This is a genomic window from Allobosea psychrotolerans (genome assembly GCF_002917105.1).
Lineage (GTDB): Bacteria > Pseudomonadota > Alphaproteobacteria > Rhizobiales > Beijerinckiaceae > Allobosea > Allobosea psychrotolerans.
The window spans coordinates 224339-237599 of the sequence record NZ_PQFZ01000004.1 but is presented as its reverse complement, the minus strand read 5'-3'; the positions used below and the strand labels follow the sequence as shown (position 1 = coordinate 237599).

Annotated in this window: 15 protein-coding genes; 4 read left to right on the top strand and 11 right to left on the bottom strand. The window is 67.7% G+C overall.

Annotated elements, in window-relative coordinates:
• Positions 1 to 22: 22 nt before the first annotated feature.
• Positions 23 to 1216 carry a ubiquinol oxidase subunit II gene (cyoA, locus tag CYD53_RS09235; RefSeq protein WP_103717774.1) on the bottom strand — a complete coding sequence of 398 codons (1194 nt, stop codon included), beginning with the start codon at positions 1214 to 1216 and terminating at the stop codon, positions 23 to 25.
• Between the two features lie 183 nt (positions 1217 to 1399).
• Between cyoA and CYD53_RS09230 the strand changes: the two genes are divergently transcribed.
• Entirely contained in the window at positions 1400 to 2731 is a 1332-nt protein-coding gene (locus tag CYD53_RS09230) for an MFS transporter (RefSeq protein WP_103717773.1), read from the top strand.
• 168 nt (positions 2732 to 2899) lie between these two features.
• A complete protein-coding gene (locus tag CYD53_RS30675; protein ID WP_103717772.1) occupies positions 2900 to 5707 on the top strand; it encodes a caspase family protein in 2808 nt (935 codons plus the stop codon).
• A gap of 42 nt (positions 5708 to 5749) precedes the next feature.
• Here CYD53_RS30675 and CYD53_RS09220 read toward each other — a convergent pair whose 3' ends face one another.
• The gene (locus CYD53_RS09220) at positions 5750 to 6658 is read right to left on the bottom strand and encodes an aldose 1-epimerase family protein (protein WP_103717771.1); all 909 of its coding nucleotides are present in this window, start codon (positions 6656 to 6658) and stop codon (positions 5750 to 5752) included.
• 154 nt (positions 6659 to 6812) lie between these two features.
• Between CYD53_RS09220 and CYD53_RS09215 the strand changes: the two genes are divergently transcribed.
• On the top strand, positions 6813 to 7595 hold the full coding sequence (locus tag CYD53_RS09215) for an enoyl-CoA hydratase (protein ID WP_103717770.1): 783 nt from the start codon (positions 6813 to 6815) through the stop codon (positions 7593 to 7595).
• Between the two features lie 31 nt (positions 7596 to 7626).
• Positions 7627 to 8394, top strand: coding sequence for a short-chain dehydrogenase/reductase (locus tag CYD53_RS09210; RefSeq protein ID WP_103717769.1), 768 nt, complete (start codon positions 7627 to 7629; stop codon positions 8392 to 8394).
• Between the two features lie 40 nt (positions 8395 to 8434).
• Here CYD53_RS09210 and CYD53_RS09205 read toward each other — a convergent pair whose 3' ends face one another.
• The 9 genes from CYD53_RS09205 to CYD53_RS09165 are packed head-to-tail and all read right to left on the bottom strand — an operon-like array spanning position 8435 to position 13232.
• Entirely contained in the window at positions 8435 to 8827 is a 393-nt protein-coding gene (locus tag CYD53_RS09205; RefSeq protein WP_103717768.1) for a VOC family protein, read from the bottom strand.
• A gap of 22 nt (positions 8828 to 8849) precedes the next feature.
• Positions 8850 to 9965, bottom strand: a complete 1116-nt coding sequence (locus CYD53_RS09200; RefSeq protein ID WP_103717767.1) for an anhydro-N-acetylmuramic acid kinase — start codon at positions 9963 to 9965, stop codon at positions 8850 to 8852.
• Between the two features lie 39 nt (positions 9966 to 10004).
• Positions 10005 to 10313 carry a DUF1330 domain-containing protein gene (locus tag CYD53_RS09195; protein WP_103717766.1) on the bottom strand — a complete coding sequence of 103 codons (309 nt, stop codon included), beginning with the start codon at positions 10311 to 10313 and terminating at the stop codon, positions 10005 to 10007.
• Between the two features lie 4 nt (positions 10314 to 10317).
• On the bottom strand, positions 10318 to 10605 hold the full coding sequence (locus CYD53_RS09190; RefSeq protein ID WP_103717765.1) for a DUF1330 domain-containing protein: 288 nt from the start codon (positions 10603 to 10605) through the stop codon (positions 10318 to 10320).
• A 42-nt stretch (positions 10606 to 10647) separates the two neighbouring features.
• Positions 10648 to 11355, bottom strand: coding sequence for an orotidine-5'-phosphate decarboxylase (gene pyrF / locus CYD53_RS09185; protein ID WP_103717764.1), 708 nt, complete (start codon positions 11353 to 11355; stop codon positions 10648 to 10650).
• A complete protein-coding gene (locus CYD53_RS09180; protein ID WP_103717763.1) occupies positions 11352 to 11936 on the bottom strand; it encodes a histidine phosphatase family protein in 585 nt (194 codons plus the stop codon). Before CYD53_RS09180 ends, pyrF begins: the two co-directional genes overlap by 4 nt.
• A gap of 8 nt (positions 11937 to 11944) precedes the next feature.
• Entirely contained in the window at positions 11945 to 12589 is a 645-nt protein-coding gene (locus tag CYD53_RS09175; protein ID WP_103717762.1) for a DsbA family oxidoreductase, read from the bottom strand.
• Positions 12590 to 12603: 14 nt separating this feature from the next.
• Positions 12604 to 12990, bottom strand: coding sequence for a type II toxin-antitoxin system VapC family toxin (locus CYD53_RS09170; protein WP_103717761.1), 387 nt, complete (start codon positions 12988 to 12990; stop codon positions 12604 to 12606).
• Positions 12987 to 13232, bottom strand: a complete 246-nt coding sequence (locus CYD53_RS09165; RefSeq protein ID WP_103717760.1) for a type II toxin-antitoxin system Phd/YefM family antitoxin — start codon at positions 13230 to 13232, stop codon at positions 12987 to 12989. Before CYD53_RS09165 ends, CYD53_RS09170 begins: the two co-directional genes overlap by 4 nt.
• Between the last annotated feature and the right edge of the window lie 29 nt (positions 13233 to 13261).

Below are 13261 nucleotides of genomic sequence, written 5' to 3'. Positions count from 1 at the left end.
TCAGGCAACGGACTATCTCGCTTCAGGAATTGGATGGGCGGCCCGGGCCGGAAAGCAGCAGCGAGTCCAGACGACGGAGCGAGAGATCGGGCAGGGGCAGGCCGGCGCCGCGGATCGCGGTCGAGGTCGAGGTCGAAGTCCCCTTGGGCGGGACCGGCGTCATCGGCGCCGGCGCTCGCGCCTGCATCGCTGCGGCCTCCTCGATGGTGCAGACGCTGAGCACGTAGCTCGGCTCCGCGCCGAAGACCGCACCCCGGCGGGCATATTTTTCATAGGAGAGCGGCAGCGTATTGGCGATGCCGGCCAGGCCGAGCCCGCCCTTGGCATCGACCGCGGCCATCTCGTTCATGCACATCTTGCCGGGCTCGACGCACATGTTGAGGATGGCGTTGAAGAGCTTCGGATCGACATTCGCATAGCGGCGCACCGGATCGTTCTCGCTCGGCCGCTCAAGTTGGAGATAGGTGGCACGGTCGAGCGCCCCGTCAGCCGCCTTCGCCTGCGCGATCCAGCCGTCGAAATCGGCGTCAGTCAGCCCGTGGAACGCGAAGCGCATGCCGGAGAAGCCGGCGCCGCTATAGTTCGCCGAGAAGCCCTGATAGCGCCCCGGCCGGTTGATCACCCCGTGCAACCGCGTCTGCATGCCGGCCATCGCATAGATCTGGCCGGCAAGCGCGGGAACGTAGAAGGAGTTCATCACCGAAGACGAGGTGATGCGGAAGCTGATCGGCCGGTCGACCGGGGCTGCCAGCTCGTTGACCGTCGCGACCCCGTATTCGGGGTAGATGAACAGCCATTTCCAGTCGAGCGCAACGACGTTGACCTCGAGCGGCTTGGCCGTCTGCGGGACGGGACGGCCGGCCGCGATGCGCCCGAGCTGGCGATAGGGATCGAGCAGATGAGTGCCCATCCAGGTCAGCGCGCCCAGGCAGATGATGATCAGCAGCGGCGCCGACCAGATCACCAGCTCGAGCCCGGTCGAGTGATCCCAGTCGGGCTCGTAGCGCGCCTCCTTGTTGGAGTGCCGATAGCGCCAGGCGAAGAAGACCGTGAGCGCCATCACCGGTATGATGATCAGCAGCATCAGGATGGTCGAGATGACGACGAGGTCGCGCTGCTGCGCAGCCACATCCCCCGCCGGCGCGAGCACGACGAAATTGCAGCCGCCCAATAGCGCGAGCAGCGGCAATACGGCGATGATCCGGAAACGGCTCACGGCACCAACCTGTCAGCGTTAATCTGTCAGGATGAGCGCTAGCGGCTGAGCGTCAAGCGGAACATTGGACAATTTGCCCAATCCTCGCCTAGCCTGTCATCGGTCAGAAGGGCATGAGTGAGAAGCGGACTGCCGTCAGGCTGCGGGCCGGCGGATCGCCAAACGATGCGAGCTCGGGCGCACATGTCAACGACACCAACGACAGCGGAACGCGACGCCAGGATCATCAACGCGCGCCATAGCGAGATCAATCCCGGCGAGATCGCGATCGGCGTCGTCATCGGCCGGACCTCCGAGTTCTTCGACTTCTTCGTCTACGCGATCGCATCGGTGATCGTGTTCCCCAAGCTCGTCTTCCCCTATTTGGATCCGCTGACCGGCACGCTGTATTCCTTCGCCATCTTCGCCCTGGCCTTCGTGGCGCGCCCGCTCGGCACCGTCATCTTCATGGCGATCGACCGCGCCTATGGCAAAAGCGCCAAGCTGACGATCGCGCTGTTCCTGCTCGGCACCTCGACCGTGGCCATCGCCTTCCTGCCGGGCTACGGGCAGATCGGCGCTGCCTCGATCTGGCTCCTGGCGCTGGCGCGCATCGGCCAGGGCATCGCGCTCGGCGGCACCTGGGACGGGCTCGCCTCGCTGCTCGCCCTCAACGCCCCCGACAAATATCGCGGCTGGTATGCGATGATCCCGCAGCTTGGCGCACCGCTCGGGCTCATCGTGGCGAGCGTGCTGTTCGCCTTCTTCGTCGGCAATCTCTCGGCCGAGGATTTCTTCAGCTGGGGCTGGCGCTACCCGTTCTTCGTCGCCTTCGCGATCAATGTCGTGGCCCTGTTCGCCCGGCTGCGCATGGTCGCCACGCCGGACTACCAAAAGCTGTTCGAGAACCGCGATCTCCACCCCGCACGCATCCGCGACACGCTGCGCAGCCAGGGCGGCAGCGTCCTGATCGGCGCCTTCGCGCCGCTGGCGAGCTTCGCCATGTTCCACATGGTCACGGTCTTTCCGCTGTCCTGGGTCTTCCTGTTCACGCAGGAGGGGCCGGCGCGCTTCCTGATCATCGAAGCCGTCGGCGCCGTCTTCGGCATCGCGGCGATCGTCGCCTCCGGCCTGATCGCGGACAGGATCGGGCGGCGTTCCCTGCTCGGGGGCTGCGCGGTGGCGATCGCCGTCTTCAGCGGGTTCGCGCCGCAATTGCTCGATGGCGGCGTGATCGGCGAAACGGTCTTCATGGTCGTCGGCTTCGTGCTGCTCGGCCTCTCCTTCGGCCAATCCTCCGGCGCCGTCGCCTCGAGCTTCGCCCCGGGCTTCCGCTATACCGGCTCGGCGCTGACCTCCGACCTCGCCTGGCTCTTCGGCGCGGGCTTCGCCCCGCTCGCGGCCCTCTTGCTCTCGACACAGTTCGGCTTGATTTCCGCGGGTGCCTATCTGCTCTCGGGCGCCGCCTGCACCTTGGTCGCGCTGCGCCTCAACCAGAGATGGGAAAGGCGCAAGCCAGAGGTTTCTCAAGGCTGACCAAGCCATCAACTCAGCAGAACCGGCCGTATCCACTTACGAAACGCCGGTTCCCGCCCCAAAAACGTCCCGATATTCGCCAGGATCTGGCCGCACTTCATTCAATCCCGGTTCATTGCGCCGCCTCGAGACTGCAGCGCTCTGACTTGTCCTTGCCGGGAGGGCGCAATGCCTGGACTCCATCTCCTCCGCCTGGCGGTCGTCGCGCTCTGCGTCACCATCGGTCTTGGCTCCAGCATAGGTATTGCCCCCAGCCAGGCCCAGCAGCTGGAAAAGCGGATCGCTCTGGTCATCGGCAACGGCGCCTATCAGGCGAGCCCGCTGACGACACCCGCCAATGATGCCGGCCTGATCGCGCAGACCCTGCAAGCCGCCGGCTTCGATGTCGTCGGCGCGCGCGACCTCGACACCGCGACGCTGCGCTCCTCGCTGCGCGAATTCCTGGACAAGGCGAGCGCGTCGGGGCCCGACACCGTCGCGCTGGTCTATTTCGCCGCCAACGGCCTGCAGTTCGAGGGCGAGAACTATCTCGTCCCTGTCGATGCGCGGATCGCGCGCGACGCCGATGTGCCGCTCGAGGCGGTTCGGTTGAGCGACCTTACCAAGCCGCTGGCGGCTCTGCCCTTGAAGGCGCGCATCGTCGTGCTCGACGCCGCCTATGCCAATGGCTTCGCCAGATCCGGGCAGCCCCTCGCCGGCGGCCTGACGCTGGTACAGCCGGACCCCGGCACATTGCTCGCCTTCAACGCCGCGCCAGGCACGATCGGCCCCGAGAACAAGGGGCCCTATGGCGCCTATGCGACCGCCCTTTCCGAGATGATCAAGGAGGGCGGCCTGCCGCTCGACGACCTGTTCGAGCGCGTCCGCCTGCGCGTCGACGCCCTGACGCACGGCGCCGAACTGCCCTGGCATGCCTCGCGCGTGCAGGCGCCGTTCCTGTTCTTCGAACGCACCCAGGCCGCCCCGCAGGCGCAGGCCGTCCGCTTTTCCGAATTGCGCTCCAGGCCGATCCGCGATTTTGATGCCGGCGACGCCTATCTCGCGGCCTTGGCACGCGATACGATGCGCGGCTATCTCGATTTCCTGGCCGCCTATCCCAGCGACCCGCTCGCCAAGCGCGTGCGCGCCATCATTGCCGCGCGCCGCGAGGCCGCGACCTGGCGCGAGAGCGCCTTCGCCGACACACCCGATGCCTATTGGTCCTATCTGCGGCGCTATCCGCGCGGCCCCCACGCCTATGATGCGCGCCGTCGCCTCGCCCATTTCGCGGCCGTTCTGGAGCCGCCGGCCGCCTTCGCCATGCTCGCCTATGACGTCGCGCCGCCCCCGCCGGAGGAGGTCGTCTATGTCGAGCGCCCGGTCGTCTATTTTGCGGACCCGGTCTACGATCTGCCGCCTCCGCCGCCGGTGCCCGTGTTCTTCCTGCCGCCGCGGCCGGCCTATTTTGTCGACCTGCCTCCGCCTCCGCCGCCCGCCGGCGCCTTCGTGCTGCCGATCCCGGTCTATCATCCGGTTCCGACCTGGATCGAGCGTCCAGCCTATGTCGCCCCGCCGCCGCTCAATGTCGTCAATGTCAACATCCACAACACGGTGGTGATCAACCAGGCCAATCAGACGGCGATCGTCACCAATCCCGCCGGCCAGCAGGTTGCCCCCATCCCGGCCAATCTGTTGCCCCCGCAGCCGGCTGCACCGACGCCCCAGGGCAACGGCCCGTCCAGTTTCATCCAGGCGCATCCGGTCGCGAGCGCCGCGATAGCCGCCGCTGCCGTCGCATTGCCGGCCGCCGCCGCGCTGCACGGGGCGGGACAGCGAACAAGACCCGCCAATGCCCCGGGCCAGCCGCCGGTTGCGGCACCCCAGGCAGCCGCACCGAACCCGGCTGCGCCGATCAACAACGCCCTGTCCGGCGCTCGCCCCCAGCTGCCTGCTCAGGCCGCGCCCACTCAGGCTGCCCCGGCCCCGGCCGCCAATCTGCAGCCGCAAGCGCAGCCGCTTCGCGGCGCCCGCCCGCAGCCGCAGCGCCCCGGCCAGGCTCCGACCCTGCCCGTTGTTCCGGGAGCGCAACCACTGCCCGCTCCCAACGCGCCCCCCGCCGTTGGCCGCAACACGCTGCCGCAAGCCCCGGGCGTGGCGCAGATACCGCCCGTCCCGGCGCACGGCGCACAGCCGGCACCCAACGCCGCTGTTCCTGCACAGGCTAACCCGCAGGCTGTACCGCCTGCCGCTCCAGGGGCACGGCCGCTGCCCACGCCGAGTGCTCCTGCCACGGCCGGCCGCACCGCACCGCCGCTAGCCCCGGGAATGGCGCAGACGCCGACCGCCCCGGCGCACGGCACCCAGCCGGCCGCCAACGCCGCTGTTCCTGCACGGGCCAACCCGCAAGCTGTACCGCCCGTCGCTTCGGGAGCGCGGCCGCTGCCCACGCCGAATGCCCCTGCCACTGCCGGCCGCACCGCACCGCCGCAAACCCCGGGCGTGGCGCAGACGCCGACCGCCCCGGCGCACGGCACCCAGCCGGCCACCGCCGTCCGGCCCTCGCCCGTCTCGCCTCCCCAGGCCGTGACGAACGATGCAGCAGTTCAGCGCCAACAACAGGCCGCTCAGCAACGCGCCCAACAAGCTGCCCAGCAGCAGGCGGCCCAGGCCGCCGCGCAGCAACGTGCCCAGCAAACCTCTCAAGAGCAGCGCCAGCAGCAAGCGGCGCAGGCCGCGGCTCAACAACGCGCCCAGCAGGCCGCGCAGCAACAGCAGCGCCAGCAGCAGGCAGCCCAGGCCGCAGCTCAGCAGCGCGCCCAGCAAGCCGCCCAGCAGCGGCAGCAGCAAGCGGCTCATGCCCAGCAGCAGGCCGCCCAACAGCAGGCCGCCCAGCAACGCGCCCGGCAGGCGGCTCAGCAAGCCGCCCGTCCGCACCCTGCGGCGCAGCAGCAGAAGCGGCCGAACTGCGGGCATCCCGGCGAGCCGGTCTGTCACTGATCAGGTCGAGCGCGCGGCGGGAAGCTGGAGGACGGACCGGCCTCATGCCTCGGGCTTGACGCTCCAGCTCATCGCCCGGCTTTCGCCGGGCGCCAGCAGCAGGATGCCGGGCTTCTCCGTGAACTCGCCATCCCAGCCCAGCGGGCTCGCCATGCCGAACCAGGGCTCGATGCACAGGAAGGGCGCGCCATCGGGCTTCGACCAGATGCCGAGATCGCGATAGCCTTCCCACGAGACCTTGATGGCCCGCGCCGTGCGCCCGGCCTCGTCCCTTGCGATGAAGCGGACGGAGCGGCTGGCGAGTGAAGGCAGGATCAGCGCGTCCTTCGCGAACAGCTCCGGCGACAATGGCAGGACACGGCCCTGCAGGGGCAATGGCACCCGCGCATCGAGCAATCCGTCGGTCAGCAGGACGGCGCTTGCCTCCTCCGGCGGCTCGGATTCCAGGATCTCGAACTCCAAGGCATGGCGCTCCTTGGGCACGCCGGGCATGAGCGGCCAGTTGAAGGCGGGATGCGCGCCGACGCTGCAGGGCAGCACGACATCGCCCGGATTGGTCACGCGCGTCGTCACGCTCAGCGCGCCGTCAGCGATCGCGTAGGTCAATTCCAGGATGAAGCGGAACGGATAGATGGATTGCGTCTGCGCATTCTCGCTCAGGCGCAGCACCGCGCGCGCCTCGCTTCGCTCGACCCAGTCGAACAGGCTGTCACGTGCAAAGCCGTGCTGGGTCATTGTGTAGTCGCGACCCTGATATCGCAGCCGGCCCTCCGCCAATCGCCCGACGATCGGGAACAACACCGGAGAGTGGCGCGGCCATTGCGGCCCCGCCTGCCAGAGGAGCTCGCCCTCCTGCGCGCCCCGCAGGCTGATCAATTCCGCGCCGTCCGGCTTGATGGTTGCCGACAGCGTCGCGTCGCCGATGCTGTGGCTTGCTTGCGACGGTTGCATGCGGGTCTCCTCGGTCCTGTCGGGCAGCGCGCATCCGGCATGCGCGCAAGCAGCATTCCTAGAGCATTGCGAAAGAACTCGGCTACTCTGCCACCGGCATCGCATGGCCGCGCGCACGCCTGGCGATCCAAGACATGGAGCTTTGAGGGGAGAGATGGGCACGGTTCGCTACGAGACGGAAAACGGCATCGCCCGGCTGGTCCTCGACCAGCCGCAGAAGATGAACGCCATGAGCTATGAGATGTGGGCGAGCCTGCCGGGCCTCGTCGCCCGCGCGGAAGCCGACCGCGAGGTGCGCGCCATCGTTGTCGCCGGCGAGGGCGGGCGCGCCTTCTGCGCCGGCGCCGACATCTCGCAATTCGGCGAGAAGCGCGACAGCGCCACCGAAACCCGGGCCTATGACGAGGCCTATCTGCAAGGCTGCGCCGCGCTGGTCCATGCCGCCAAGCCGACGATCGCGCTCATTCGCGGCATCTGCTTCGGCGGCGGCTTCGGGCTGGCGATGAGCTGCGACCTCAGGCTGGCGCGGGCCGATTCGCGCTTCCGCATTCCCGCCGCGCGGCTCGGCCTCGGCTATGCCTATGAGGGCGTGCGCATGCTGGTGGCCAAGCTCGGCTTCGGCCCGGCTTCCGACCTCCTGCTCAGCGCCCGCATCATCGCTGGCGAGGAGGCGCTGCGCCTGGGCGTCGTCACCGCGCTCTGGGGCGCGGAGAGCTTCGAGCAGGAGGCCTGCGACTACCTCGCGCGGATCGCGGGCAATGCGCCGCTGACCTTGCGCGCGCTCAAACATGCGCTGAGCGAGCTCGCCCGCCCCGAGAGCGAGCGTGACATCGCCGGAGTCGAGGGCTCCATCGCGGCCTGCTTCAGCAGCGCCGATTATCGCGAGGGCCAGCGCGCCTTCAAGGAGAAGCGCGAGCCGGCCTTCACAGGGGAATAGAACCCGCCCCACCGCAACAAGGATCACTCGCATGGATCTGAAACTGAGCGGCCGCCGCGTCCTGATCACCGGCGGCTCGAAAGGCATCGGCGCGGCCTGCGCGAAAACCTTCCTGGCCGAGGGCTGCTCCGTCGTCCTCGTCGCGCGCGACGCTGAGCGCCTCGCGGCCACGGCCACGGCCCTGGGTGAGGCCAACCGCGTCGCGCGCTGCGCCGCCGATCTCTCGGTCGCGGCCGAGCGCGAGCGCGTCGCAGCCAGCTATCCCGATATCGACATCCTGGTGAACAACGCCGGCGCGATCCCCGGCGGCGGGCTGCTCGACCTGTCCATGGAAAGCTGGGAGCAGGCCTGGGCGCTCAAGGTGATGGGCTATATCCATCTGACCAAGCTCTACCTGGCGGGGATGAAGGAGCGGAAGGCCGGCATCATCGTCAACATCATCGGCGGGGCCGGGCGCAGCCCGCGCTATGACTATGTCTGCGGCGGCAGCGGCAACGCCGCATTGATGGCCTTCACCAGCGCCGTCGGCGGAAAATCGGTCGATTGGGGCGTGCGCGTCTTCGGCATCAACCCCGCGCAGACCCGCACCGACCGGATCATCTCGCTGAGCAAGCGGCGTGCGGCGACTTTGCTCGGCGACGAGGCGCGCTGGGAGGAGATGCTGACAAACCTGCCATTGGACCGGCTGATCGAGCCCGAGGAGATCGCCAACGCCGCCGCCTTCCTGGCCTCGCCGGCCTGCGGTTATGTCAGCGGCACGGTGCTCGATGTCGATGGCGGCGGGGCGTTTCGGGCGTGACGGGGCGTTTCCCGCCAGGCGGCGAGAACTGCCTCGCGGATCAATACTCGGCGTAGATCTCGATGATAGTGTCCTCGGGATCGCGGAAGAACAGCGTGCGGTGCCGCCAATTGGGCAGATCGGTCGGCTCCCTGAGAATCGGCACGCCCTTGGCGACCAGCTCCGCATGGCAGGCATCGACCGCGGGAGGCGCCACACGAAAGGCAAGCTGAACCGCTGCCGATCCAGGCAGCGTCTTGCCATCATCGCAGACGCTCCACACGCCGCGCGGCCGCAGCGCAAGCAGCGCGGCGCCGACGCGAAAGCTGACCCAGTTCTCAAGGTCGACCTCGATCGGAAACTGCATGATATCGCGGTAAAACGCGCGCGTTTCCGCCATCTTGCTGCACAGGATGACGGTGTAATCGAGGGTGCCTATCCCGCCCAGGCTCACTGCGATGCTCCTTGATCTGCGCTCAGCCGACGCGGTTCAAGCGCCCACCCGCCAGCGGCTGCGGTACGCCGGTCGTGCCGGGCAGGCTGAGCGGCAGCCCCTTGACCGAGCGGATCGCAAGATAGGCGAAGGTCTGGGCTTCCAGCGCATCGCCATCCCAGCCCGCCGCCTCGACCGGCTCGACGGGAACGCCGAGGCGGCTTTCGAGCCGCGCCATGAAATGCCGATTCAGCCGTCCGCCGCCGGTGACGAGCCAGCGCCTGGGCACGCCAGGCACATGGCGCAGCGCGGCGACGACGCTCTCGACCGTGAAGGCTGCGAGCGTCGCGGCGCCATCGGCATCCGGCAAGGCCTCAACCACCTGGGCACGGCGGTGGAAATCGTTGCGGTCGAGCGATTTCGGCGCGGGACGGTCGAAATAGGGGTTCTGCATGAAGTCTGCGACAAGATCCTGCCGCACCTGCCCGCTGGCTGCGAGCGCACCGTCCGCATCGTAGCTGCGGCCCTGCCGGCGCAGCACGAAATCATCGAGGATCGCGCTCGCCGGGCCGGTGTCGAAGGCAATCACGGTCTCGCCGTCGATATAGGTGACGTTGCCGACGCCGCCGAGATTGAGGACCATGACCGGCTGCTCCAGCGCCTGCGCCAATGCCCTGTGGTAGAGCGGCGCGAAGGGCGCGCCCTCCCCGCCGGCCGCGACATCGGCATGGCGGAAGCGATCGACGGTGGCGATGCCGAGCGACCGTGCCACGGCCGGCCCGTCGATGAGCTGGCGGGTGAAGCGCTGTTCGGGCCGGTGATAGACGGTCTGGCCGTGCAGGCCGACGAGATCGATCGCGGCGGGATCGAGCTGCTGCTCGGCGATGAAACGCTCGACCGCGGCGAGATGGTCGGCGGTCACCGCCGCCTCCAGCTCGACAAGCGGCTCCGTCAGCGCGCGCTCCGCCTCGGCGACCAGCGCCTGCAAGTCCCGCCGCGTGCTGTCGCGATAGGGATAGGAGGCGCCGGCGCCGAAGCGCGGCGTGTCCTGGCCGTCGCTGGTGACGATCGACACGTCGATGCCGTCCATCGAGGTGCCGCTGATGACGCCGATGGCGGTGAGGGTGGTCTTGTCGTGCAGCGTCACTATGTTCGCCATCCTCGGTTCGAACGCGGCGTCATTCCAGAATCGAACGCCTCAATCCCCCGGCTGGGCGCCCTCGTAGCCGCCGATGATGACGAGGTCGGATTTGCCGGCCTGGGCGAGGTACTTCACCGCCTCCTGGTATTCCGGCGAATCGTAGCAGGCACGCGCCGTCGCCTCGTCCTTGAACTCGATGACGACGTTGTGCTTGCGACCCTCGCCGCGGGCGAGCTTGTAGTCGCCGCCGCGCACCAGGAACTTCGCGCCGTATTTGGCGAAGGCGATCGCGTTCAGCGCGCGGTAGCTGTCATAAGCGGCGGTGTTCTCGACATCGACACGCGCGATCCAATAGCCCTTCGCCATGGCTTCAAACCCCCTCGACCACGACGATGTCGAGTTCGCCGGCGCCTTCGCGCAGCTTGCGCGCCTCGGCATATTCCGGGGAGTTGGCATAGGCCTTGGCCGAGGCGAAATCGGCGAATTCGATGACGATGTTGCGAGCCCGGCCCTCGCCTTCGGCCACCGTCATCTGGCCGCCGCGCACAAGCGGCGTGCCGCCATATTGTTTGATCGCTTCGGAAGCCTTGGCGGCATAGGCCGCCCATTTGGTCGCGTCGGTAACCTTGGCGCGCGCCACGACATATCCCTTGGGCATTTCCGTATCCGTCTCTGGGTGGTTCGGTTGGAGCGCGCGAGCTTATGAGGCCGCGGCGATCTCGTCCATGATCGCAGCGGCCGCTCCACGCGGGTCTGCCGCGCGGATGATGGGACGCCCGATGACGAGGTGGTCGACACCGGCGCGGATCGCTTCGCCCGGCGTCAACGTCCGTTTCTGGTCGCCTGCTGCGCTGCCGGCAGGGCGGATCCCTGGCGTCACGATCAGCATGTCGGCGCCGACGATGTCGCGCACGATCTCGGTCTCGGCCGCGGAACAGACGATGCCGTCGATGCCGGTGGTGCGGGCCTGCTCGGCGCGCAGGCGCACGAGATCGCGCACGGCGAGCCCATAGCCGGCATCGCGCAGATCGCCATCGTCATAGGAGGTCAGGGCCGTGACCGCGAGAAGCTTCAACGCGGCCTCCGCCCGCCCCTCGACCGCGCCGCGCATGGTCTGCGGATAGGCGTGCACGGTGAGGAAATCGACCCCGAGATTGCTCAGCGACTGCACGCCTTCCGTCACCGTATTGCCGATGTCGTGCAGCTTCAGGTCGAGAAAGACCTTCTTGCCCTCGGCCACCAATTGCTGGGTGAGCTGCAGGCCGCCGGCGAAGGCCAGTGCGTAACCGATCTTGTAGAAGCTCGCCTCGTCGCCGAGCTGCGAGACGATGCGATAGGCGTCCCAGATCGTCGGCACGTCGAGCGCGACGATCATGCGGTCGCGAATATCGTTGATCTTCTGCGTCATTGGCCAGCCACCTCCTCCATCGCGCGCCAGGCGTGGTGCACGATTCGTGTCGCGGCGTCGAATGCGAAAAGATTGCCGCCGCCGCCAGGCTGATCGCGTTTGCGCGCTATCGGCTCCGCCCCGAGATGGCAGAGCAACAAGGTGCCGACACCGCCATGCCCGACGAACAGGGTATCACCCTCGCCCGGTTCGGCCAGCACGGCCTCGACCTCGCGCAGGATACGCGCCTGCGCATCGACCGCCCGCTCCCAGCCGCGAATGCTGAGCATCGGCGAGGCGAAGAAGGCGTCGGCCATGGCCTCGAACTCCGGCGGCGGCAGATAGCCGGTCGCCGAGCGGTCGTTCTCATGCATGGCGTGACGGATCTCGACGGCAACGCCGAGCGTCGAGGCAATGCATTCCGCAGTCTCGATCGCCTTGCGTTCGCCCGACGATACGATCCGGCGCGTGGCGCTGAGAAACGGCGCGCCCGCGAAGGCTTGCGTTCGCGCCAGGCCGAGCGGCGACAAGCCCCAATCGGGCACAGGAACCGCAGGGTCGATCTGGACCTGCGGATGGCTCAGATAGCGCGCGGTCGCCATGCTGGCGCTCAAGCCGCGTCGCGCATCACCTGCTGGAACACCTGCGCCCAGACATCGCTCGTCTGCGCGCCCGAGACCGCGAGCTTGCCGTCGATGATGAAGAAAGGCACGCCGGTGACGCCGACCTTCTGGGCATGTGCCTCCAGCCCGATGATGGTCTCGCGCAATTCGTCATTGGCGAGCTCGTCGCGGGCAGCCTGCTCGTCAAAACCCTGCTCGACCGCGATCTCGACCAGCGTCTCCAGATTGCCGATGTCACGGCCTTCCTGGAAATAGGCCTTGAACAGCGCCGCCGTCATGTCGCTGCCACGCTGTACGGTCGAGGCGGCGGCGATCAACATATGCGCCATGCGCGTGTTCACGCTCCTGGTGACCTTGGCCCAGTTGAAGGTGACGCCGCTTTCAAGCGCCGCCTCCGAGAGCCTGACCTCGATCTCCTTGCGCTTGCCGGGGCCGAACTTGGCGTCGAGATAGGCCGTACGGTCCATCCCCTCCGCCGGCATGTCCGGGTTCAGCTCATAGGGCAGCCAGGTGATGGCGACGCGGTCGGTCAGGCCATGCGCCTCGAGCGCCTTTTCCAGCCGCGCCTTGCCGACGAAGCACCAGGGGCAAACGACGTCCGAGACGATCGCGATGGGCATCTTCTCTTGCATGGCGGTGTCCTCGATTAGATCCTTCGTACCGAGCCGGCATAGCGAGCAACGACAGCGTCGGAGGTCAGCAATGTGATTCCCTCGACCATCGCCTGGGCAATCAGGATGCGATCGAAAGGGTCCTTATGGATCGGCGGCAATCCCTCGACCGCGATGGCATGCTCCCCGGCAATCGGCAACTCACGATAGCCGTGTTCGATAAGACCGCGCCGTAGCAGACGCACATCCGCTGAGAAATCGTTGCGCCCAAGACCCGCCTTGATCGCGATCTCCCACAGACTCGCAGCGCTGAAGAACAGATCGTTCTCGGGCGCCTCGATGGTCGCCAGGGCCTCTTCAGAAAGCCTGTGCGGCTCGCCCGCCGCCCAGAGCAGGAGATGGGTATCGAGCAGAAATTTCATGATCTCCCGCTGAAGAGCGCCTCGATGGCGTCGCCTGCCATGCTGTCAAAATCATCGGGCACACGCACTTGCCCCAGCATGAAACCGATGCGCTTCACCGGGCGGACATCGGCCGCATCGAGCGGAACGACCTTGACCATGGGCTTCCCGGCCTTGGCGATGATGAAAGCCTCCCCCTTTGCAGCCCGCTCGACCAGCCGTGAAAGATGCGTCTTCGCCTCGTGAATGTTCACGGTGTCCATCGGCCGCTCCTGAACTTAGTCAACCGGAC

Bases quoted from the DNA above. Each gene is read 5' to 3' on its own strand.
- CYD53_RS09210 (WP_103717769.1), top strand. From the start codon at position 7,627: ATGGATCTGAAACTGAGCGGCCGCCGCGTCCTGATCACCGGCGGCTCG.
- CYD53_RS30675 (WP_103717772.1), top strand. From the start codon at position 2,900: ATGCCTGGACTCCATCTCCTCCGCCTGGCGGTCGTCGCGCTCTGCGTC.
- CYD53_RS09175 (WP_103717762.1), bottom strand. From the start codon at position 12,589: ATGCAAGAGAAGATGCCCATCGCGATCGTCTCGGACGTCGTTTGCCCC.
- CYD53_RS09190 (WP_103717765.1), bottom strand. From the start codon at position 10,605: ATGCCCAAGGGATATGTCGTGGCGCGCGCCAAGGTTACCGACGCGACC.
- CYD53_RS09220 (WP_103717771.1), bottom strand. From the start codon at position 6,658: ATGCAACCGTCGCAAGCAAGCCACAGCATCGGCGACGCGACGCTGTCG.
- pyrF (WP_103717764.1), bottom strand. From the start codon at position 11,355: ATGACGCAGAAGATCAACGATATTCGCGACCGCATGATCGTCGCGCTC.
- CYD53_RS09180 (WP_103717763.1), bottom strand. From the start codon at position 11,936: ATGGCGACCGCGCGCTATCTGAGCCATCCGCAGGTCCAGATCGACCCT.
- CYD53_RS09170 (WP_103717761.1), bottom strand. From the start codon at position 12,990: ATGAAATTTCTGCTCGATACCCATCTCCTGCTCTGGGCGGCGGGCGAG.
- CYD53_RS09200 (WP_103717767.1), bottom strand. From the start codon at position 9,965: ATGGCGAACATAGTGACGCTGCACGACAAGACCACCCTCACCGCCATC.
- CYD53_RS09195 (WP_103717766.1), bottom strand. From the start codon at position 10,313: ATGGCGAAGGGCTATTGGATCGCGCGTGTCGATGTCGAGAACACCGCC.
- CYD53_RS09230 (WP_103717773.1), top strand. From the start codon at position 1,400: ATGTCAACGACACCAACGACAGCGGAACGCGACGCCAGGATCATCAAC.
- CYD53_RS09165 (WP_103717760.1), bottom strand. From the start codon at position 13,232: ATGGACACCGTGAACATTCACGAGGCGAAGACGCATCTTTCACGGCTG.
- CYD53_RS09215 (WP_103717770.1), top strand. From the start codon at position 6,813: ATGGGCACGGTTCGCTACGAGACGGAAAACGGCATCGCCCGGCTGGTC.